The sequence below is a fragment of the Glaciecola sp. XM2 genome, assembly GCF_018595715.1.
Lineage (GTDB): Bacteria > Pseudomonadota > Gammaproteobacteria > Enterobacterales > Alteromonadaceae > Glaciecola.
The window spans coordinates 288,278-310,991 of the sequence record NZ_JAHEOJ010000014.1 but is presented as its reverse complement, the minus strand read 5'-3'; the positions used below and the strand labels follow the sequence as shown (position 1 = coordinate 310,991).

Genomic DNA, 22,714 nt, shown 5'->3' with positions numbered 1-22,714 from the left:
AATTCCTTAATGTCGATATGTGCAATTATGACTAAGCTTTTGGAGGCGGTGGCGCGAGTACTTCGCGATTACCATTATGTCCTGCTGTTGTTATGACGCCATCCATTTCCATTTGTTCAACTATCCGTGCAGCACGGTTATAACCGATACGAAATTTACGCTGAACACTAGAGACAGACACTTTGCGTGTTTCGGTAACAAACGCTATGGCTTCATCGTAAAACGCATCATAATCTTCACTGTTACCGCCCTCACCCTGCTCAGAAGGTAGCAGTACATCACCTACTGCGTCACCATTTAAAATCTCATCAACGTACTGAGGCGCACCGCGTGCTTTCCAATCCGCAACGACCGCATGCACTTCATGATCATCGACAAACGCGCCGTGCACTCGGGTTGTAATGCTGGTGCCGGGAGGATTATAGAGCATATCTCCCATTCCTAAGAGAGATTCAGCCCCCTGTTGGTCGAGAATCGTGCGGGAATCTATTTTACTTGAAACCTGAAACGCAATTCGTGTGGGAATATTGGCTTTTATCAGTCCGGTGATTACGTCAACAGATGGGCGTTGGGTTGCAAGGATAAGGTGTATACCGGCTGCCCTAGCCTTTTGTGCGATGCGTGCGATGAGCTCTTCTACCTTTTTACCGACAATCATCATCATGTCGGCAAACTCATCCACGATAACCACTATTGACGGGAGTTTTTCAAGCGCTGGCGCACTTTCTTCCATACTTTGACTTGCCTGCCAAAGCGGATCGTAGATTGACTCCCCCGCCGCTGCCGCTTGTGCAATCTTTTTGTTGTAACCTTTCAGGTTGCGCACTCCCAGTGCTGACATCAACCGGTATCTACGCTCCATTTCACCAACACACCAACGCAGCGCATTCGACGCCTCTTTCATGTCAGTCACAACCTCTGCCAACAGGTGCGGTATTCCTTCGTACACCGACAGCTCTAGCATTTTAGGATCGATCATAATCAAGCGTACGTCTTCTGGCGTTGATTTATACAACAAGCTCAAAATCATGACATTTACGCCAACAGACTTACCTGAACCGGTGGTACCCGCAACAAGTAAATGTGGCATTTTCGCTAAATCAACGACCACCGGATTACCAGAAATATCCGCGCCGAGCACCATCGTTAACGGCGAATCATTGTTTTGAAATTCACTGCACCCTATGACTTCACTCAGCCTTACCATCTCGCGATGTTTGTTGGGCAATTCCAACCCGATGACCGATTTACCAGGGATGACCTCGACGACGCGCACAGAAATTGCGGACATCGCTCTGGCGAGATCCTTAGCCAAGGTGGTAATTTTGCTCACCTTAACGCCCGGGGCCAAATTCAATTCAAAACGCGTGATCACCGGGCCAGGCAAAACATCGACGACTTCAGCTTGCACGTTAAAATCCGCTAACTTAGCCTCAAGGAGGCGTGACACCTGATCAAGCTCTTCTTGGGAAATTGGGTTTTCGCGTTTGTTCGCTCGCTCTAGAAGTTCAAATGAAGGCATTGCACCAACATCCTCACCGCTTATTGGCGTAACAGAAGATGACTTAGGGACCGGCTTTGTCTTTGCTTGTACGGGCTTATCCGCAGCGTCTGCCGGATTTTCCCAGTCAGCTGATGTATTTGCTGTAAAAGGCACATCGTCCTGTTCAAATACTTCATCAGGAATAGAAAAAGCAGGCTCTTCTTTGCGAGGTTTAGCCGGCGCCGCACGCAAACTGGTGATTGTGACTTTATCAGATTTGGTTGCAGCGCCTGTTTCATCTTCTGATTTTGGACTAGGTAGACGTAAGTGGCTCATTTTGTTAGGCAAGGCCATCATACCTTTACTGCTTTTAATGGTGATTGCACCGATGCCATCGATGATAGACATCCAAGAAATGCCAGTAGCCAGCGTGAAGCCTGTGCAAAAAAAGCAGAGTAATAGCAATACTGAGCCCACAAAGCTAAAGTGCGGCAGCAACGCGGCACTTATAATGTCACCCATTGCACCGCCTGCAGAGACGCTGTAGATGTCGTCAAAGTTTATGCTCGCAATGCCGGTAAACCCAAATACCAACAAAATGATGCCAATTAAGCGTAGGCTGATAGTGAGATAATCTAACTCTTTTAAATTGCGCAGATGTAAAAATACGAACCAGCCGACAAATGCCAAGCCAAATGGTACAAGGTATGCCGTCATACCGAAGGTAAACAAGAGAATATCAGCAAAATAAGCGCCCACACCGCCCATGATGTTTTGCACTTCAACGTTTAGGCCAGCTTGGCTCCAACCGGGGTCACTTGGATTAAAGTAGACAAGCGAGATCAACAAAAAGAAAGCAAACGCGCACGAAATAATCATGCCTACTTCCATAATACGCTGTATCCCAGACAATCTCGACATCGGGTATTTATTTCTCAATAGTTGGATGAAATTAACAGGATAAGGGTAGCATAAAACGTGGCTTTGGAGCATCTAGAAAAACGTTTTTTCACTGCCTTTGTATTCACTTGATAATGCGCCTTAACGTGCTCAAAAAATCACTTCAAATTAATTTTAATTTTGGAGGTATGTTTTACCTCCTCCATGACAACATACGTTCTCGATTCGCTAACGCCTGGCAGACGCAATAAAGTGTCACCTAATAGTTTACGATAGCTCGACATATCGGCCACTCTTGCTTTTAATAAGAAATCAAAGTTGCCTGATACAAGGTGGCATTCTTGAATATCTTCATGTTGTTGCACTGCAGCAGAAAATTCGGCAAAGATGTCGACCGAGGTTTTCGTTAGTGTGATTTCAACGAACACCAACATAGCCGCCCCTAACATGTCTGGATTAAGCCTAGCGTAGTAGCCATCAATATACCCTTGTGACTCCAGACGCTTTACCCTCTCAAGACAAGGGCTTGCGCTTAGGCCAACTAACTTAGCGAGATCTACATTAGATATTTTACCGTTAGACTGAAGCTCATTTAAGATTCTGCGGTCGATTCGGTCAATATGTTTGGGTGTTTTAACCAGCATAATGATATTTTGCAAATTAATGTATATTCAGCATAATATACTGCAATTAAAGAAAATACGAAATTATTATTTTATTATTCTTCGGTACAATGCGCTCGTTATTTTTCCTAACCAGAGCGTTTAACTATGATCATTGGCGTACCTAAAGAAATTAAAAATCATGAATATCGTGTTGGCCTAACGCCAGCTGCTGTCCAAGAATTTGTGGCACATGGACACTCTGTGCATGTTGAAACAAATGCCGGCACCGCAATAGGCTTTACCGACGACATGTATGTGTCGGCAGGCGCAACTATGCTTAATACTGCTCAAGAAGTATTTGCAAGCGCTGAAATGATTGTAAAAGTCAAAGAGCCCCAAGAAAATGAATGCAAGATGCTACGCGCAGGACAAATTCTGTACACCTACCTGCATCTTGCACCCGACCCACGTCAAACCGAGCTTTTAGTTGCCTCTGGCGCTACCTGTATTGCCTATGAAACGGTCACTGATAACAAAGGTACCCTTCCCCTACTCGCACCTATGTCTGAAGTCGCTGGACGTATGTCAATTCAAGCGGGCGCGCATTATCTAGAGAAGGCGCATGGCGGCAGCGGCACATTATTAGGCGGCGTCCCGGGTGTTGCACCTGGTAAAGTGCTTATCATTGGTGGTGGCGTTGTAGGTACACAAGCTGCGAAGATGGCGGTCGGCTTAGGTGCTGATGTGACGATATTAGACCGTTCATTGCCTCGCTTAAGAGAGCTTGACGATATTTTCTTAGGTCGCGTTCACACAGTTTATTCAACCTCAGATGCCATTGAGCATTATTCGTCCCGTGCTGATTTAGTGGTAGGTGCAGTATTAATACCTGGTGCGGCGGCTCCTAAGCTACTTAATGCGCAGCACATCAAGGCAATGAAGCCAGGCTCTGTGTTAGTGGATGTTGCTATTGACCAAGGTGGATGTTTTGAAACTTCACGGGCAACCACTCATCAAGACCCTGTGTACATCATTGACGACGTGGTGCATTACTGTGTTGCCAACATGCCAGGCGGCGTTGCACGCACGTCAACTATGGCATTAAACAATGCAACACTGCCGTTTGGCCTAGCGCTTGCCAACAAAGGTGCTAAGCAAGCTATGCTAGATGACAAAAATCTACTTAATGGTTTGAACGTGCATAAAGGCTTGGTGACTTACAAGGCTGTTGTAGATGCGTTAGGCGCGCAATTAAACCTAGAATACTGTGATGCGGCAGAAGCCCTTAGCAGATAGCACAATGTCATGTCTCACCGTTAGTTAACGGTGAGCCATACCCATCTTTTACATAATTGACTGATTGATCGCGTGCAATACTTGCGCTGGGTTTTGTGACTGCGTGATAGGTCGGCCAATTACCATATAATTCACCCCAGCATTCATTGCCTCTTGTGGCGTCATCACGCGTTTTTGGTCGTCTACATTACTTCCCTGCGGCCTTATGCCAGGCGTCACTAAGCAAAATTCATCAGCAACTGCGCCTCTTAGTAAACGGGCTTCCTTAGCAGAGCACACCACGCCATCGGCCCCTGCTTGTTGTGCTAATGTTGCCAACGACATTACTTTTGACGCAATATCCGACGAATCATAAACCGGCTTAAATTGTGCTTCATCCATGCTTGTTAGCACCGTCACTGCGGTAAGAAGCGGCACTTGATGTGCACTTTGAGCCGCTTCTTTTGCAGCTTCAATCATCTTAGCCCCACCACTTGCATGCACGTTTACCATCCATACACCGAGCTTACTTGCGGCTGTGACCGCTTTAGCAACGGTGTTAGGGATGTCGTGGAATTTAAGATCTAAGAAAACGTCAAAGCCCTCGCCCACCAAATAACGCACCCATTCAGGCCCAAAGGAGGTAAACATTTCTTTTCCGACTTTGACTCGGCATTGTTCAGGAGAAAGCTGAGAAACTAAAGATTTAGCTGTATCAAGATTGTCGTAGTCTAGTGCCACGACCACCGGAGAAGACACTCGATTTTGTTTCACGTATTCAATATCCGTTTAATAAATGTAGTTAATAACAAGGTAGTACCGTGGTCACCGCTGCAATTTACTCCCCATCGAGGCCTTTTATGGGCTTGATCACAGACCAGTTTTTACACGATGGGCACAACCAATATAGCTGTCGTCCAGCAAAACCACAGCTTTGGCAGCGATACTTTGGACGTTGCTTAATTTGTTTTACAATCAAAGCCTGCATTTTCTCGAGACTCTGTTGTGTTTGATTGTCTGGCAAGGCTGTATGATAGAGACTCAGCAGAGACTCAAAGCCCCGCATGGTCGGATGATGCTCGAGTTGCTTGTTGAGTGTTTCAATCGCTTGGTTTAGCTCACCTTTGCGCGCAAGAATTTTAACCTTGGCAATATAAGACGAGGCGCATTTTTGCCAATACGGTTCAAGCAAGGTTTCTAATTTATCCCAGCCATCAATCTTAGATGCGCACACCTCTAACAAGGGAATGGCTTCACTGAGCCAGTCTAAATCGCGCTTTGGGATTTCGGCCAGATAATCCATTGCCTGTGTATAATTTTCTTTTTGAATGCACAACTTGCCCATCTCTAGCCATGCTCGCACCTCTTGACCTTCCACCATGATGGCTTTTTTCAGGGTCTCTTCGGCAGCAACTAAATCACCAGCTTGCATTTGCTCTAAGGCCTGTTCGCAATAAAAATGCGAGAGTAGCAAATACATGTGTTTATCGTTAGGCGTTATTTTTAGACTGCGTGACGCTAATTCAACTGCCTTGTGCCACTCTTTGGTGACCTGATAAATATTAAACAACTTTTGTTGGGCAATACCAAAGTGTTTTTCGTCATCAAGTAACTGCAAAAAAGCACCTTCCGCCCGCTCTAAAAAGCCTGCGAGCAAATAATCAGTGCCTAGTTCAACGAGTGCCATCGCCTCTTGCTTTTTATTTATCTCGTCTCTGCTGATCAAATTTTGATGTACACGAATAGCGCGGTCTAATTCGCCCCTGTGGCGAAAAAAGTTGCCCATGGCAATATGCGTTTCAACCGTGTCGTTATTGACACTGATCATTTTCATAAAGGTATCAACGGCTTTATCAGCCTGATCGGAGAGAAGGAAGTTAAGACCTTTATAATAGTGATTAGAGATGATGGAGGATTGTTTACGTTGCGCCTTTCGAAGGCTATTGCGCCCCATTACCCAACCATAGGCAACCGCAACAGGTAGCAAAAGGAAAAGCGCTTCTAACATCTAAGAATCTACTTTGGACATTTTATTGAGTTTTCTGGTCAATAAAGAGAGTTTGACACGCAACGCAAGGTATTTGCTTAGCATGGTGCACACGCCTAATATAAATCCGACGCCGATAGACCAGACCATAAATGCAGAAACACGCATGTCGGTTTGAGCAATGAGGTAATTGACACTGATGACTTCAGAGTTTCTTGCCCCAACCACTACTGCCAACATTAGCAATAATACAACTGTTACAGCAATAAAAATGGCTTTCATTAAGCTTCCTTTCTTCTCACCTTAACGATAACGATTTTGTGCGACAACGTGTAACCTAAAGGTCTACACGATCTCTTAATTCTTTACCGGCTTTAAAATGTGGTACATGCTTGCCCGTTAACTCAACGGTTTCGCCTGTTTTTGGGTTTCTGCCGACGCGAGGTGCGCGATAGTGTAATGAGAAACTACCAAAACCTCGGATTTCTATACGATCACCACGCTGAAGCGTTTGCGCCATTTGCTCTAGCAACTCTTTTACGGATGATTCTAGTTCTTTACCCTGCAGGTGCTGCGCTTTGTCAGCTAAACGTTCGATAAGTTCTGATTTGGTCACAAGTATTCCCCAAGTTGTACAATTGAGAGGTAACCTTTAGTGCAGATGATAAAGGAGCGGCAGAATAGCCGCTCCTGATAGTACGATTACTCGCCTTTAGCAGCTTTAAATGCTTCTGCCATTGCGTTCGCAAAGCCAGCATCTTCGCCTTGTTTGTTAACGCTATCGATCGCTTCTTTTTCGTCAGCTTGATCTTTCGCTTTAACAGACAGGTTCACAATGCGGTTCTTGCGATCAACGCCCATGAATTTTGCTTCGATGGTATCACCCACTTTCACTACATCATTTGCGTCTTCGACTCTATCACGTGCAAGGTCACCAATTCGGATATAACCTTCAACTTCTTCACCAAGTTTAACAGTTACACCTTTAGCATCGGCCTCGATGATTTCTCCATTAACAATAGCACCCTTTTTATTATCTGTCAGATACTTATTGAATGGGTCTTCTTCGATTTGCTTAACGCCAAGTGAGATACGCTCACGCTCTGGGTCGACTTGTAATACAACAGCGCTGATTTCGTCGCCTTTCTTGTAGTCACGTACCGCTTCTTCGCCAGTTTTCTGCCAAGAAATATCAGATAAGTGAACAAGTCCGTCGATGCCGCCGTCAAGACCGATAAAGATACCGAAGTCGGTGATTGACTTGATCTTGCCAGACACTTTGTCGCCTTTCTCGTAAGACTTAGCGAATGTTTCCCAAGGGTTGTCGATGCACTGCTTAAGGCCTAGAGAGATACGACGACGTTCTTCGTCAATCTCAAGCACCATTACGTTAACAACGTCACCTAGGTTAACCACTTTAGATGGGTGGATGTTTTTGTTAGTCCAATCCATTTCAGATACGTGTACTAGACCTTCTACGCCATCTTCAATTTCAACGAAACAACCGTAATCTGTGAGGTTAGTGACCGCGCCGCTTAGGCGAGCACCTTCTGGATAGCGCTCAGCAATTTCTTGCCAAGGATCGTTACCCATTTGCTTCATACCTAAAGAAACGCGAGACTTGTCTTTGTCGAACTTAAGTACTTTAACGTTGATTTCATCGCCTACATTTACGATTTCGCTAGGATGCTTAACACGCTTCCATGCCATATCGGTAATGTGAAGTAGACCGTCAACGCCACCTAAGTCAACGAACGCACCATAATCGGTAAGGTTCTTAACGATACCTTTAACTTCATCACCTTCTTCAAGGTTAGATAGAAGTTGATCGCGCTCTGCACTGCTTTCTGCTTCGATAACAGCACGACGAGATACAACAACGTTGTTACGTTTTGCATCAAGTTTGATAACTTTAAATTCTAACTCTTTACCTTCAAGGTGAGTTGTTTCGCGAACAGGGCGAACATCTACTAGTGAACCAGGAAGGAAGGCACGAACGGTGTTAACTTCAACGGTGAAACCGCCTTTAACTTTACCGTTAATAACGCCTTTGATTGTTTCTTTTTCTTCGTAAGCTTTCTCAAGCTCAACCCAAGCTTCATGACGCTTGGCTTTTTCGCGAGATAAGATTGTTTCACCGAAACCATCTTCTACCGCGTCAAGTGCCACATCTACAGTGTCACCTACTTCAATCTCTAATGAACCATCGTTTGCTCTAAATTGCTCAACAGGAATAGCACTCTCTGATTTGAGGCCTGCATCAACAAGTACAATATCTTTGTCTATGGAAACAACGGTACCCTTTACGATCGCGCCTGGACGCGTTTCTAGCTGGAGTAAGCTTTCTTCAAAAAGATCTGCAAAATTATCAGTCATATTTAATTTCAATGTTAATCCGTCAATTCAATCCAGAATTACGGGGTTATTAATAAGACCTTTTTCATCCTAAAATCGGTCGTGGTGGTGCCCTCGTCATGGGCGGTTACTAATCGGCAGAGAACAGCTTACTGTCGATAAATACTTTTACTTTTTCAAACACTTGCGTAATATTTAGCTCTGTAGAGTCTATCTGAAACGCATCTTCAGCGGGGCGAAGAGGAGCTGTTTTTCGATTCGCATCACGCTCATCCCGTGCTTGTATATCCGCCAAAAGGCGCGAGAGTTTAACATTATGCCCCTTTTCTTTCAACTGTTGATATCGCCGCTCGGCCCGCGCCTGTGCGCTAGCGGTCAGGAAAATTTTAGCGTCTGCGTTTGCGAAAACCACTGTACCCATATCGCGACCATCTGCGACCAAGCCCGGTGCTTGCACGAAGTTGCGTTGACGCCTTAACAAGGCTTCTCTGACAACGGGGATGGCTGCAACCTGAGAGGCAATTGAGCCAATCTCTTCGGTTCTAATGTCGTCGGTAACATCTTCACCTTCAAGTACAATCCGCGTATCACCGTCAGTGGTATTAAAAGAAACGTCCAAACCTGTTGCTAGAGGCACAAGCGCATCGTTATCGTCGTAAGGAATGTCATGATGGAGGGCTGCAACAGCAAGTACGCGATAAATGGCACCACTGTCTAAAAACTGAAATTGATAAGCGTCGGCTAGCATCGCACTAAGCGTGCCCTTCCCTGCGCCACTTGGACCATCAACCGTGATAATCGGTATGTGTTGCTGCATATGATTGTGCTCATTGCTAAAAACGGCGCAATTATACTTAGGTGTGCTTGAGATGCAATGAATGCGTTAGGGTCTTTTGGTATAAATTAAGCAAATTAGCGCTTAAAGACCCTATCGTCTTGTCTAGACCTTCTGTTGACTCACCCGATTGAATTCATTGAAAAATTCTGGAAATGTTTTTGATGTGCACTTGGGATCGTTTATTGTCACGCCCACCTCATCATCAAGAGCAACGAGCGCAAAGCACATTGCCATACGATGATCGTTATACGTATCAATCGCCGCATGGCTTAGATGCTCTGGCGGCGTAACGGAGATATAATCCTCGCCTTCTACTACTTGTGCGCCTACTTTTCGAAGCTCTGTCGCCATTGCATACAAACGATCTGTTTCCTTGACTCGCCAATTATAGATGTTTCGTATGGTGGTGGTACCCTTGGCAAATAATGCGGTTGTTGCAATGGTCATCGCCGCATCAGGAATGTGATTGAGGTCTTCGTCGATGGCGCTAAGTGAGCCGACCGATGCCGTTATCGCATTGTCTTCCCACTCAATGCTTGCCCCCATTCGCTCGAGTACATCCGCAAATTTCACATCACCTTGAATCGATGCTTTACCTACGCCGACAACTTTCACACTGCCGCCTTTAATTGCCGCGGCCGCTAAAAAGTACGAAGCAGATGACGCATCCCCTTCCACCCAAAATTCACCGGGTGACGTATAGGCCTGTTCTGCTGAAATAAAGAATTGCTCATAGCTGTCATTTTGAACACTCACGCCAAACCGGCGCATGCTATCTAAAGTAATGTCGATATAGGGCTTAGAAACCAATGTCCCGGTGATTGAAATGGTCACATCTTGCACTAACAAGGGCGCGGCCATTAATAAAGCCGTTAAGAACTGACTCGATACCGACCCGTCTACTTCAAACTCAGTACAGGTGATTTTGGCACTTTTGATTCTAAGTGGCGGATATCCAGCTTGCTTTAAATATTCAATATTGGCACCGCATGCGATAAGTGCATCAGCCAAGTCGCCTATAGGTCTCTCTTCCATGCGCGGTTCGCCACCAAGCGTCACGTCAACATCGCTGAATGCTAATGCTGCGCAAAGTGGGCGCATCGCAGTGCCCGCATTACCTAAAAACAGCTCTAAAGGCCCATTGGATGAAAACTTTCCGCCAATCCCTTCTACTGTGCACTGGGTTTTATCTGCAGACAACTCATAACGTACGCCAAGCTTCTTTAGTGCAACTAACATGTGTTTTATATCGTCGCTATCTAATAAGTTATCGAGGTGAGTTGTGCCGCTTGCTAGCGCCGCGAGCAACAATGCACGATTCGATAAACTCTTAGAGCCTGGAAGCCTGACTTCCCCATTAACTTGTGCAATGGGTGCTAAAACTAAGTGCTCCATTTATCCATACTTCCGTTCAAACGTTTTCATACACTCTACCAGCGTTTTAACACCCTCTAAAGGCATTGCATTGTAGATACTTGCGCGCATACCACCAACAAATCTATGCCCTTTAAGGGCTTGCAGGCCTTGCTCTTGGGTATAAGCTAAGAAGGTATCATCCAAACTATTGTCGGCTAATTGAAAACACACGTTCATTTTTGAGCGATTTTCATGCGCTACTTTATTGCTATAAAAATCAGAGCTATCAATGCATTCGTAAAGCAGTCGTGCTTTTTCTTCGTTTATCTTCGCAATCGACTCAACACCGCCCTGCGCAAGTAGCCATTCAAATACCAAACCAGCCAAGTACCATGAGAAGGTGGGTGGCGTGTTATACATACTATCGTTGTTGACCTGTTGCTGATAATCAAACACAGCAGGTGTGTCTGGACGCGCAAGCCCTACTAAATCCTCTCGGATGATGACCATTGCCAAACCCGAAGGGCCTATGTTTTTCTGGGCACCCGCGTAAATAATGCCAAAATCATTCACATCGATAGGCTTACTTAGGATGTTAGATGACATATCTGCAACGATGGGCACACTTTCGGATTTAGGCACCCAATTTATCTCGATACCGTCAACGGTTTCATTTGGGCAATAGTGGAAGTAAGCCGCACTAGGGTCTATTTCCCAGTTATCTTGTGTCGGCACCCACAATTTATCGTCTCTTGTTTGGGTTTTTGCGACTATCTCGGCCTTCATGTATTTTTCAGCCTCAGACACCGCAATTTGTGACCATTGGCCTGATACTAAATGCTGTGAAAGATCACCACGCTGGGCTAAATTCATGGGGACGGAGAAAAATTGACCGCGACCACCACCTTGAAGAAAGAGCACTTTATAATTTTCAGGAATGTTCAAAAGCTCACGAAAGTCGCGCTCTGCCTTTTGCGCAATGGCGAGAAATGGCTTGCCGCGATGGCTGACCTCCATCACTGAGGTGCCTTGGTTATTCCAATCGAGCATCTCTGCTTGCGCCTGCTTTAAAACCTCTTTGGGCAATGCAGCTGGGCCTGCACTAAAATTATAAATGGTTTGCATCTATTTTTTCCAAAAAAAGCGACCAGTAATTGGTCGCTTGAATTAACAATGGATGACACGCAATTAAGCGTTAGCCTTGCGGTTCATCTCCACCATCTGATACTGAAGGAGCATCATCTGTTGGAGAAGGATCGTCACTGGCGACCACTTCTTGACCGCCTTCGGCGTTTTCATCTGCGTCTACTAGCTCGGCGACTTCTTCAACCTCATCGATACGTTGAAGACCAACTACATGCTCACCATCAACGGTACGAATTAAGGTTACCCCTTGTGTATTTCTGCCGACGGTAGATACCTCGGCAGCGCGCGTGCGCACTAGCGTACCTTGGTCAGAAATCAACATGATTTCATCGTTTTCGTCCACCTGCACAGCGCCTACAACCGAGCCATTACGCTCTGAGACTTTAATAGAGACTACGCCCTTAGTCGCGCGGCTCTTCGCTGGATATTCTCCAATTGGTGTGCGCTTGCCGTAACCGTTTTCAGTCGCCGTTAGAATGTCACCGGTTTCATTGGGAACAATTAACGAAACGACACGCTCGTTTTCTGCAATACGGATACCTCTTACACCGGTAGCGGTTCTGCCCATTGGACGAACTTGATCCTCACTGAATCGAACCACTTTACCCGCATCAGAGAAGAGCATGATTTCTGATGAACCATTGGTCAAATCCACACCAATTAGCTCATCACCATCGGTTAAGTTGACCGCAATGATGCCGTTTGCACGGGGTCTGGAGTACTGAGTAAGCTCAGTCTTTTTAACCGTACCCTTGGTCGTAGCCATAAATACATAGTAGCCAGCTGCAAACTCTTTAATGGGCAATATTGCGGTAATACGCTCGCCATCTTCAAGCGGTAATATATTCACAATTGGACGGCCTCGCGCGTTTCTGCTGGCAAGTGGCAATTGATATACCTTAAGCCAGTAAAGGCGTCCTCTTGTAGAGAAACACAATATATGGTCGTGCGTATTGGCAACCAGAAGACGCTCTATAAAGTCTTCCTCTTTCATTTTAGTAGCTGACTTACCGCGTCCGCCTCGGCGTTGCGCTTCATAATCAGATAATTTCTGGTATTTCACGTACCCTTCACGAGAAAGTGTTACAACAACTTCTTCACGCTCAATCAAATCTTCAATATCAATATCGTGAGATGCAGCGGTAATCTCGGTGCGACGTTCATCACCGTATTCATCACGCACTGCCACAAGTTCTTCGGCAATCACTTCCATTAAGCGCTCCGAGCTTGCCAAGATTTTCAATAGTTCAGCGATGATGTCCAGAAGACCACGATACTCTTCTAAGATCTTGTCGTGCTCTAGACCAGTTAATTTATTTAAACGTAGGTCAAGAATCGCTTGAGCTTGTTCTTCGGTAAGATAGTAGTTACCGTCTCTAATACCATATTCTTCAGCCAACCAATCAGGTCGAGCGGCATCATTTCCGGCCCGCGACAGCATCTCTGCGACATCGCCTAAATCCCAACCTTGAGCAATAAGTGCCTTTTTGGCATCTGCTGGACTCTTAGACTGCTTGATCATTTCGATAACGGGGTCAATATTGACCAAAGCAATGGCGAGGCCTTCTAAGATATGAGCTCTATCACGTGCTTTTTTCAGTTCAAACACCGTGCGACGCGTAACCACTTCGCGACGATGCAGAACAAACAACTCAAGAATTTCTTTCAGGTTAAATACACGGGGTTGATTGCGGTCAAGGGCAACCATGTTGATGCCAAACACCGTTTGCAGCTGCGTATTAGCGTATAAATGGTTCAGCAAGACCTCAGCAGACTCATTGCGTTTAACTTCAATCACAATGCGCATACCATCTTTATCAGACTCATCGCGCAGCGCCGAAATGCCTTCAACACGTTTTTCTTTGACGAGTTCTGCGATTTTCTCAATCAAGCGTGCTTTATTCACCTGATACGGAATTTCATGAACAATAATGGTCTCTTTCCCATTTTCTTCTTGTTCAATTTCCGCCTTCGCTCTCAGATAAATTTTACCTCGGCCTGTTTTATAAGCGTTAATAATGCCTTGGCGTCCACTGATCATTGCAGCGGTAGGAAAATCTGGTCCAGGAATATACTCGAGAAGCTCTTCGGTGGTAATGTCAGGATTTTCGATAAGGGCTAAACAACCTGCTATCACTTCATTTAAGTTGTGCGGCGGAATATTCGTCGCCATACCAACAGCAATCCCCGATGAGCCGTTAACCAATAAGTTAGGTACACGTGTTGGCAAGACTTCTGGAATTTGTTCGGTACCATCGTAGTTCGGTACAAAGTTAACCGTTTCTTTTTCTAAATCGGCCAATAACTCGTGTGCAATTTTGGCCATTCTGACTTCGGTGTAACGCATGGCGGCGGCGGAGTCACCGTCTACCGAACCGAAGTTCCCTTGCCCATCTACCAACATGTAACGAAGAGAGAACGGCTGAGCCATACGAACAATCGTATCGTAAACCGCTGAGTCACCATGTGGGTGGTATTTACCGATAACATCCCCTACCACACGGGCAGATTTCTTGTAAGGCTTGTTATGGTCGTTTTTAAGTTCGTTCATTGCGAACAGAACACGCCTGTGAACAGGTTTAAGGCCGTCGCGTACATCAGGTAGCGCGCGTCCAACGATAACGCTCATGGCGTAATCAAGATATGAGTTCTTGAGTTCTTCTTCTATATTAATTGGAGAGATTTCTTTGGCATTGTCAGTCATGAACTGCATGGTCCTTTTTTATGTGTTGTATGCGTCTGCCCTACTCATCATAAAAATGAGCGCTAGTCTGACGAGTCGCAGGCATAAGAGTGTGATTGCCTAAAAGACCTTCATATCAACACTATGTTTTTATCATTATTCCAACTAGCGATAGTAACACTGTGTTTCGATAATTTGTAGCGGCTTATCGCGGCAAATCGTATTTATTTTTTTGCTGTGCAATTGAACAAAGCACGCCGGTTTTTTTGAAGCAATTCATTTTTGGTGCAATAATGCTCGTTATAAAAAACAAAGCAGATTACCCATGTCTAATGTTGATGCCCAAGAACTCCATAAATTTTCAGAGCTAGCCAGTCATTGGTGGGATCGGGAAGGAGAATTTAAATCTTTACACGATATCAATCCACTAAGGGTCGACTACATTGAAACCCAATGCGGCGGGTTATTTGACAAACATATTCTTGATGTTGGATGTGGTGGTGGTATTTTGTCAGAAGCACTTGTTGAGCGCGGGGCAAAGGTAGACGGTATCGATATGGTGCAAGCGTCGTTAGACGTGGCAAAGCTGCATACCTTAGAATCCGGAGTAACGGTAGACTACCACCTCAGTACCGCTGAGGATTGGGCGCAACGCCATCCACAGCGTTACGACGTAGTGTGCTGCTTAGAAATGCTCGAACACGTACCAGACCCTAGCGCAATTGTCAGCGCATGCGCTCGTTTGGTGAAGCCTAATGGTCATGTGATATTTTCGACCATCAATCGAAACGTTAAATCTTATGTTCTTGCCATCGTCGCGGCCGAATACTTGCTTAACATGGTGCCAAAAGGCACTCATGATCATAAGAAGTTCATTCGCCCATCGGAGCTTGTTAATATGATTGAGGGCACCGGTTTGCGCATCGAAGAAATGACCGGCATGCACTTCAATCCTTTGCTCAATCAATATTATCTATCGGATGTGAACGTAGACGTAAATTACTTTGTCAGCTGTACAAGTGCGCCGTAATCTACGAGTCATTTTTTATCCAGTTTTCGATGATTTTTTATAATCACATTTTGACCTAATAAATATATTTTTAGATTTATTTATTTTTTGTTTTTTCATCGAAAAACGCTTGCAACATATAAACTTCCTTACATGTTTATGCTTATCGGTTAGTCGTTACTAACATTAAATTTCTTACATCCCATATTCGCGACAAACACTAGATATAGTGGTTGCAATACACCTCAAGACTCACTATCTTGTGTGTATTGAGATTTGGTCGTCGAACAACTGGATCAGTGTCGTACCTGCAGACGGTTCCCAAATTCGCTCAATATAATTACTTCTAGCGCTAAAATAAAAATTAAGCTGGCGCACACGTCGGCAACAAAATTAAGAGCATAATTATAATGAACAATGATCTGCTGGTCACCAAACGTGATGGTACTAACGAGTCTATTGAACTAGACAAAATCCACAAAGTTGTTACTTGGGCCGCCAAAGGCCTTGAAGATGTGTCTGTTTCTCAAGTAGAAATTAAGGCGCAGATTCAGTTCTATAACGGCATCAAAACAGCTGAAATTCATGAAACGCTGATCAAATCTGCAGCTGATTTAATATCAACTGACTCGCCAGATTATCAGTATCTCGCCGCCCGCTTAGCGGTGTTTCACTTGCGCAAAAAGGCCTATGGTCAGTTTGAGCCACCTGCACTGTATAATCATGTCAAAAAACTCGTAGAAGCAGGAAAATACGATAAGCATTTATTAGAAGATTATACCCCAGAAGAATTCGCAGAAATGGACGAGTTCATTGACCATCAGCGAGATATGAACTTCAGCTATGCTGCGGTTAAGCAGTTAGAAGGAAAGTATTTGGTGCAAAATCGTGTGTCCGGCGAGATATACGAAAGTGCTCAATTCCTTTATGTATTGGTAGCAGCTTGTTTGTTTGCAAAATATCCTGCAGACACACGCATGGACTACGTCAAACGCTTTTATGACGCAACATCCATGTTTAAGTTATCGCTCCCAACACCCATCATGGCGGGCGTGCGCACCCCTACTCGTCAATTTAGCTCGTGCGTACTTATCGAAGCGGGTGATAGTCTTGACTCTATCAGTGCGACTTCAAGCGCTATCGTTAAATACGTTAGCCAACGCGCCGGCATTGGTATCAATGCAGGACGTATTAGAGCGCTAGGTAGCCCGATTCGCGGCGGTGAAGCTTTCCATACCGGATGCGTACCGTTTTACAAGCATTTCCAAACGGCCGTTAAGAGCTGCTCTCAAGGCGGTGTAAGAGGCGGAGCAGCGACGTTATTCTATCCTATATGGCATTTAGAAGTTGAGTCGTTGTTGGTGCTTAAAAATAACCGTGGTGTTGAAGAGAACCGTGTTCGCCATCTCGACTATGGCGTGCAGTGCAACAAACTCATGTATACCCGAATGATCAAAGACGACTACATCACATTATTTAGTCCGTCAGACGTACCCGGCCTATATGATGCATTCTTCGCGGATCAAGAAGAGTTTGAGCGTTTATACGTACAATACGAAAATGACGACAGCATTCGTAAGAAAAGAGTGAAGGCTATCGAGTTATTTAGTCAGTTCATGCAAGAACGTGCGAGCACTGGCCGCATATATCTACAGAACGTAGATCACTGCAATACCCATAGCCCCTTCAACCCGAAGCTAGCGCCGGTTCGCCAAAGCAATTTATGTCTAGAAATTGCCTTACCTACTAAGCCCCTTCGCAACGTTGATGACCCTGAAGGTGAAATAGCATTATGCACGCTTTCAGCATTTAACTTGGGCGCGCTAGAAAGTTTAGATGATTTTGAAGAGCTAGCAGACTTATCAGTCCGCGCATTAGACAGCTTGCTAGATTATCAAGACTATCCTGTACCGGCTGCTCTTACTGCCACAGAAGGCAGAAGAACACTGGGTATAGGCGTGATTAACTTCGCCTACTACTTAGCAAAAAATGGCGTGAAGTATTCCGATTTTAGCGCCAACTCGCTTATACATCGCACGTTTGAGGCAATGCAGTATTACCTACTCAAAGCATCTAACAACCTAGCGAAAGAGAAAGGCGCGTGTCCTAAGTTTAATGAGACGACCTACTCACAAGGTCTAATGCCAATCGACACATATAAAGCAGACCTTAATAAAATCTGTGATGAGCCTTTACATTACGATTGGGATAGTTTGCGAGAAGATATCGTCAAGTACGGTTTACGAAACTCGACGCTATCAGCACTCATGCCGTCTGAAACCTCTTCACAGATTTCAAACGCAACAAATGGCATTGAACCACCACGCGGTCACATTAGTATCAAAACCAGTAAAGACGGTGTGTTAAAGCAAGTGGTACCTGACTATAAGGCGTTGAAAAACAGTTATGAGTTGCTATGGGATATTCCTTCGAATGATGGTTATTTGCAGCTCGTAGCGATTATGCAGAAGTTTGTTGACCAAACTATATCGGCAAATACGAATTACGACCCGAGTAAATATGAAGGCAGCAAAGTTCCAATGAAACTCTTGCTTAAAGATTTACTGACTACTTATAAGTTAGGTGTGAAAACCTTGTATTACCACAACACCCGTGACGGTGCATCAGACAAATCTGATGTCGAAATGGCAAATGTTGTTCAAGAGCCTCAAGCTCAAACTGCCATTATTGAAGATGATGACGATTGTGCCGGCGGCGCTTGTAAAATTTAAAGCAATCATTAACGCGGATGTGGATGTAATAGATGAAATATACAACGTTTAATCAACAAACAACGAATACGATGGAAGAGCCGATGTTCTTTGGCGCGCCGGTTAATGTGGCGCGTTATGATCAGCAAAAACATCCTATTTTTGAAAAGCTTATTGAAAAGCAAATCTCTTTCTTTTGGCGACCAGAAGAAGTGGACGTGAGTAAAGACAGAGTTGACTTCCAAAAGTTAACTGACGCTGAGCAACATATTTTCACGTCAAATCTAAAATACCAAACTTTGTTAGACTCTGTGCAAGGTCGCAGCCCTAACATTGCGTTTCTACCTATTATTTCGCTGCCAGAACTAGAAACTTGGGTAGAGACATGGTCATTTTTTGAGACCATTCATTCACGCTCTTACACGCATATTTTGCGTAACCTTTTCTCCGACCCAAGCGACATCTTTGAAGATATCGTGACGAATGAAGAGATAAAGCGCCGTGCAACGGATATCTCCAAATATTACGATGACTTGATTTACTATACGCAGCTTTATCAGACTCAAGGCGAAGGCGTGTACACGATTGATGGACAGACCCATGACGTTAATCTACGCGCATTGAAGAAGAAATTATTCTTATGCATGAACTCTGTAAATGCATTAGAAGCCATTCGTTTCTATGTATCATTTGCTTGTACCTTCGCGTTTGCTGAGCGTAAGCTCATGGAAGGTAATTCAAAAATCATCAAGTTCATAGCTCGTGATGAAAATATTCACCTTACTTCAACACAGCATATTCTTAATTTGTGGATCAAAGGCAAAGACGATCCTGAAATGGCCGAAATTGCGAAAGAGTGTGAGCAAGAAGCAAAAGACATTTTCTTGTTAGCCGTTGAGCAAGAAAAAGAATGGGCAAGATACTTATTTAAAGATGGTTCCATGCTCGGACTCAATGAAGAAATCTTGAGTCAGTACGTTGAATACATTGCCAACCAGCGTATGTCTGCCATTGGTATGGGGCAGCCATTTAACGTAAGTAGCAACCCTCTTCCTTGGATGAATAACTATCTTGCGTCAGACAACGTTCAAGTCGCGCCTCAAGAAGCTGAAATAAGCAGCTACCTCACTGGACAAATCGATAGTGAAGTAGCCTCTGCTGAGTTCGAAGAGTTTGAACTATAGTTGTGATTGTTAAAGACGAAAAGTTAAGCGTATGCGTCAATAAGACCATACGCTTTTCCTTTGAGCGAGAAGACAATTTGCTCACTGCCATGGAAAATAAAAACATCGATGTGCATTTTCACTGTCGAGAGGGTTTTTGTGGCGCATGCAGAACCAAGCTATTAAGCGGAAAAGTAGAGTATAAAGTCGATCCACTTGCTTGTATTGAGGATGACGAAATCTTGGCTTGCTGTTGCATCCCTGTTACGAATGTAGAAATAGAAACATATTAGTCACTGCCTCTTTGACAGCTCCCCCTCACCGTTGTCCACATATAAAAAACCCCAGTACGATGACTAGGGCGATGAAGCAATAAGTTCGGTCTAATATCTACAGCGACAAACCAATGCGTTGGGCCACTTCAATATAAGATTCCACAACAGAGCCTAAGCCTTGTCTGAAGCGATCTTTGTCTAGTTTTTTGCGCGTTTCGCTATCCCAAAGACGACAACCGTCTGGCGTGAACTCATCACCAAGGATAAGATCATTATTCGCATCTATCCCAAACTCTAACTTAAAATCAACCAACAACATGCCGCCCTTGGCAAACAACGGACTTAACACATTATTCACTTCAAAGCTGATAGCTTTCATTTGCGCTATCTGCGCTTCTGTTGCCCAGTTAAACCCGGTTATATGAGATTCATTTACCATTGGGTCGTGAAGCGCATCGTTTTTCAAAAAGAACTCAAAGGTAGGTGGAGATAAGGCTATGCCCTCCTCCACACCCAGTCGACGACACAAAGAGCCTGCAGCAAAGTTTCTGATAACACACTCTACGGGGATCATATCGAGTTTCTTTACAACACTTTCGGTATCACTCATCAACGACTGCACTTGCGTTTTTACGCCTGCCGCTTCGAGTTGCTGCATGATGAAGTGATTAAACTTGTTATTTACTTCACCTTTTCGATCGAGTTGCTCAATCTTTTCACCGTCAAATGCAGACGTATCATTTCTAAACTCAAGCACGAGTAATGATGGATTGTCGGTTAAAAACACTGTTTTTGCTTTACCGCGGTACAGCTCTTTGCCTTTTTGCATGAAACACTTAGCCCTTTTTAAATATCTAGATTTTCTTGCGCCATATAATCAGCAAACGGCTCAAACAAATCAGTCACGGTTTGAGCGTCAAACGGAACATTTTCGCTATCTTTAAAGGTGATGGCCGTTTGTTCGCCTACACTTTCTATTGCTAAACGATAGTTGACCTTCTCCAACTGAAGTTCTTCTTCACTGAAAAAGCCCGACCACCATGATTCTTCTTGACCATTGTATTTTACAAACATTAGGCCCGATGACTGGTCCATATCAATGACATCAAATCCCATTTTGCGCAGCACAAGTAACAATCTTGGCCATGCGTTTTCATACGCAGCGTCAACTACGAACGCTGGATCTCCATTAGGATTGAACCCTAGCTTAGACGAAAAGCCATCTCTAATTAAGGCAAGTCGCTGGCTTTGCTCTAAACGAATACCAACGTCATATTCAGCGATAATATTATTTAAAAAGTCTACTCGCTCCGCACGCTCTTCAAACACACTTAATTGGGGCAACAAAGAAGACCCATCGGCATCTATAAACTCTACTAATTCCGCTTTGAGAGCCGCTGTTCGTCCATGCGGCGCTAATTCGAGGCTAAGTTTAAAGCGTTTCGCATTTTCGGTGAATTCGCTACCAAACTCATACCAGTTAGACTCTAACTCTTCTTGGGTAACCACCCAGCCTGTGTATAGTTCGTTTTTCTGTTGATCAAAACTTTCAACCGAGACCTCATTTAACTCTAAGTATGATAATACTGTATCCCATATCGTTTTGGACAATGGTTCGTTATCGTTCAACTGGTCAAACAATACCTCTGCTCCTGCCGAGCCTTCCTCAACGTGAGAACCGTTCACTAATGGCAGAACCAAGCGTGGCGACGCAATAGAAATTTCCGTGCCTTTGATATTCAGCTCGCTTTGAAGCTGAGGGAGCTCATAACGATTCGACATACTAGGCGGCTGCAAATCTGACGGCACTTTTAATGCTTCTGCAGTTTCCACTTCTAAATAGTCTAGATTACCAGACACTTGCTTACGTGTTTCGGAACTTGTGCAAGCGGTTAATGCAGCTACAGCGCACAAGGACAACATAATATGGCTTTTCATTACTATTTTACCATTCCTAATTTGAACAACGACTCTTCGATTTGCTTTTGACTGGAAAGTTCAGGCAATACCATGGGTAGACGCAAAAACGCATCCCGAATCATGCCCATCTTATAAAGGGCCCACTTGGGCATTACTGGGTTTGGTTCAATGAACAACAAGTGATGTAACTGGGCAATCTCAGCATCGGTTAAGATGGCTTGTTGCGTATCGCCCGCTAATGCTTGCTCGCACATTTTTGACATATGGCTAGGCGCTACGTTCGCAGACACCGAAATGACACCATCGCCGCCTCTGCACATAAACTCGCATCCGGTTGCATCATCACCGCTGAACAACAAAAAATCACTGTCAAGCATCTGTTTGGCTTCATCGAACCGTTTAAGATCACCGGTCGCATCTTTCAAACCCACGATGTTTGGATGCTTAGCGAGCACAGCAACCGTCTCGGTTAACATATCAGCCACGGTGCGCCCAGGCACATTATACAACATTGTGGGTAAATCAGTGGCTTCAGCAATGGCTTCAAAATGGGCAATCATGCCGCGTTGCTGAGGCTTGTTATAATAAGGTACGACGGATAAAAACCCATCAATCTTAAACTGCGCCATTTCTTTACTTAACAAAATAGCTTCATCGGTGGAATTAGCACCAGAGCCAGCGATAACAGGTACCTTACCTTGCGCATAATCAACAATTTGCCCGACAACATCTATGTGTTCATCCATTGGTAAGGTCGCTGATTCGCCAGTCGTTCCAACCGCTACAATACCATGCGTGCCAGATGCAATATGCCATTCTACCAAGTCTTGCAGGCTGACCTTATCAATTTCTCCATTTGGTAACATTGGCGTTACCAAAGCGACGTAACTTCCCTTAAACATTCCACCCCCTTCGAGCAATCCGCAATATTAGAGGTCTGAACTAGTAAAAACAAGTAGAAAACCTTATATTGGGCATAAATTACTGTCATGTGTTTCAAAGGGTAAC

Annotated in this window: 19 protein-coding genes; 5 read left to right on the top strand and 14 right to left on the bottom strand. The window is 44.6% G+C overall.

Translation table 11 applies throughout. The features are described from left to right. Positions 1–31: 31 nt before the first annotated feature. Complete coding sequence (locus KJ365_RS16990) at positions 32–2,404, bottom strand: DNA translocase FtsK (protein WP_214449905.1); 2,373 nt, start codon at positions 2,402–2,404, stop codon at positions 32–34. Positions 2,405–2,541: 137 nt separating this feature from the next. Further along, a complete protein-coding gene (gene lrp / locus KJ365_RS01840; RefSeq protein WP_214449904.1) occupies positions 2,542–3,027 on the bottom strand; it encodes a leucine-responsive transcriptional regulator Lrp in 486 nt (161 codons plus the stop codon). Between the two features lie 126 nt (positions 3,028–3,153). Here lrp and ald point away from each other — a divergent pair, with 126 nt between their 5' ends. Beyond that, positions 3,154–4,284 carry an alanine dehydrogenase gene (gene ald, locus KJ365_RS01835; protein ID WP_214449903.1) on the top strand — a complete coding sequence of 377 codons (1,131 nt, stop codon included), beginning with the start codon at positions 3,154–3,156 and terminating at the stop codon, positions 4,282–4,284. 48 nt (positions 4,285–4,332) lie between these two features. On the opposite strand, the gene pyrF is transcribed toward ald, so the two are convergent. The 9 genes from pyrF to gyrA form a co-directional block, all read right to left on the bottom strand. Then, entirely contained in the window at positions 4,333–5,037 is a 705-nt protein-coding gene (pyrF, locus tag KJ365_RS01830) for an orotidine-5'-phosphate decarboxylase (protein WP_352109297.1), read from the bottom strand. A 64-nt stretch (positions 5,038–5,101) separates the two neighbouring features. After that, the gene (lapB, locus tag KJ365_RS01825; RefSeq protein ID WP_214449902.1) at positions 5,102–6,271 is read right to left on the bottom strand and encodes a lipopolysaccharide assembly protein LapB; all 1,170 of its coding nucleotides are present in this window, start codon (positions 6,269–6,271) and stop codon (positions 5,102–5,104) included. Then, positions 6,272–6,532, bottom strand: coding sequence for a lipopolysaccharide assembly protein LapA domain-containing protein (locus tag KJ365_RS01820; protein ID WP_214449901.1), 261 nt, complete (start codon positions 6,530–6,532; stop codon positions 6,272–6,274). 55 nt (positions 6,533–6,587) lie between these two features. Next, on the bottom strand, positions 6,588–6,866 hold the full coding sequence (gene ihfB / locus KJ365_RS01815; protein WP_214449900.1) for an integration host factor subunit beta: 279 nt from the start codon (positions 6,864–6,866) through the stop codon (positions 6,588–6,590). Positions 6,867–6,952: 86 nt separating this feature from the next. Further along, positions 6,953–8,626, bottom strand: coding sequence for a 30S ribosomal protein S1 (rpsA, locus tag KJ365_RS01810; protein WP_214449899.1), 1,674 nt, complete (start codon positions 8,624–8,626; stop codon positions 6,953–6,955). Between the two features lie 109 nt (positions 8,627–8,735). Beyond that, a complete protein-coding gene (gene cmk, locus KJ365_RS01805; RefSeq protein ID WP_214449898.1) occupies positions 8,736–9,422 on the bottom strand; it encodes a (d)CMP kinase in 687 nt (228 codons plus the stop codon). 123 nt (positions 9,423–9,545) lie between these two features. Continuing rightward, positions 9,546–10,838, bottom strand: coding sequence for a 3-phosphoshikimate 1-carboxyvinyltransferase (gene aroA / locus KJ365_RS01800; RefSeq protein WP_214449897.1), 1,293 nt, complete (start codon positions 10,836–10,838; stop codon positions 9,546–9,548). Next, positions 10,839–11,924, bottom strand: coding sequence for a 3-phosphoserine/phosphohydroxythreonine transaminase (serC, locus tag KJ365_RS01795; protein ID WP_214449896.1), 1,086 nt, complete (start codon positions 11,922–11,924; stop codon positions 10,839–10,841). Positions 11,925–11,994: 70 nt separating this feature from the next. Then, the gene (gyrA, locus tag KJ365_RS01790) at positions 11,995–14,649 is read right to left on the bottom strand and encodes a DNA topoisomerase (ATP-hydrolyzing) subunit A (RefSeq protein WP_214449895.1); all 2,655 of its coding nucleotides are present in this window, start codon (positions 14,647–14,649) and stop codon (positions 11,995–11,997) included. Positions 14,650–14,953: 304 nt separating this feature from the next. On the opposite strand from gyrA, the gene ubiG reads away from it, so the two are divergent. The 4 genes from ubiG to yfaE all read left to right on the top strand — a co-directional run bounded on the left by ubiG (position 14,954) and on the right by yfaE (position 19,804). Next, positions 14,954–15,658 (top strand): bifunctional 2-polyprenyl-6-hydroxyphenol methylase/3-demethylubiquinol 3-O-methyltransferase UbiG, encoded by a 705-nt coding sequence (gene ubiG / locus KJ365_RS01785; protein ID WP_214449894.1) that lies wholly within the window; start codon positions 14,954–14,956, stop codon positions 15,656–15,658. A gap of 389 nt (positions 15,659–16,047) precedes the next feature. Continuing rightward, entirely contained in the window at positions 16,048–18,369 is a 2,322-nt protein-coding gene (gene nrdA / locus KJ365_RS01780; RefSeq protein WP_214449893.1) for a class 1a ribonucleoside-diphosphate reductase subunit alpha, read from the top strand. A 32-nt stretch (positions 18,370–18,401) separates the two neighbouring features. Then, positions 18,402–19,532 carry a class Ia ribonucleoside-diphosphate reductase subunit beta gene (nrdB, locus tag KJ365_RS01775; protein WP_214449892.1) on the top strand — a complete coding sequence of 377 codons (1,131 nt, stop codon included), beginning with the start codon at positions 18,402–18,404 and terminating at the stop codon, positions 19,530–19,532. Positions 19,533–19,534: 2 nt separating this feature from the next. After that, entirely contained in the window at positions 19,535–19,804 is a 270-nt protein-coding gene (gene yfaE / locus KJ365_RS01770; RefSeq protein WP_352109295.1) for a class I ribonucleotide reductase maintenance protein YfaE, read from the top strand. Between the two features lie 97 nt (positions 19,805–19,901). Here yfaE and purC read toward each other — a convergent pair whose 3' ends face one another. Genes purC through dapA form a run of 3 tightly spaced genes read right to left on the bottom strand, consistent with a single transcriptional unit; the run spans position 19,902 to position 22,608 of the window. Further along, complete coding sequence (gene purC, locus KJ365_RS01765; RefSeq protein WP_214449891.1) at positions 19,902–20,615, bottom strand: phosphoribosylaminoimidazolesuccinocarboxamide synthase; 714 nt, start codon at positions 20,613–20,615, stop codon at positions 19,902–19,904. Positions 20,616–20,632: 17 nt separating this feature from the next. Further along, the gene (gene bamC / locus KJ365_RS01760; protein ID WP_214449890.1) at positions 20,633–21,724 is read right to left on the bottom strand and encodes an NlpB/DapX family lipoprotein; all 1,092 of its coding nucleotides are present in this window, start codon (positions 21,722–21,724) and stop codon (positions 20,633–20,635) included. Between the two features lie 2 nt (positions 21,725–21,726). Next, a complete protein-coding gene (gene dapA, locus KJ365_RS01755; RefSeq protein WP_214449889.1) occupies positions 21,727–22,608 on the bottom strand; it encodes a 4-hydroxy-tetrahydrodipicolinate synthase in 882 nt (293 codons plus the stop codon). Between the last annotated feature and the right edge of the window lie 106 nt (positions 22,609–22,714).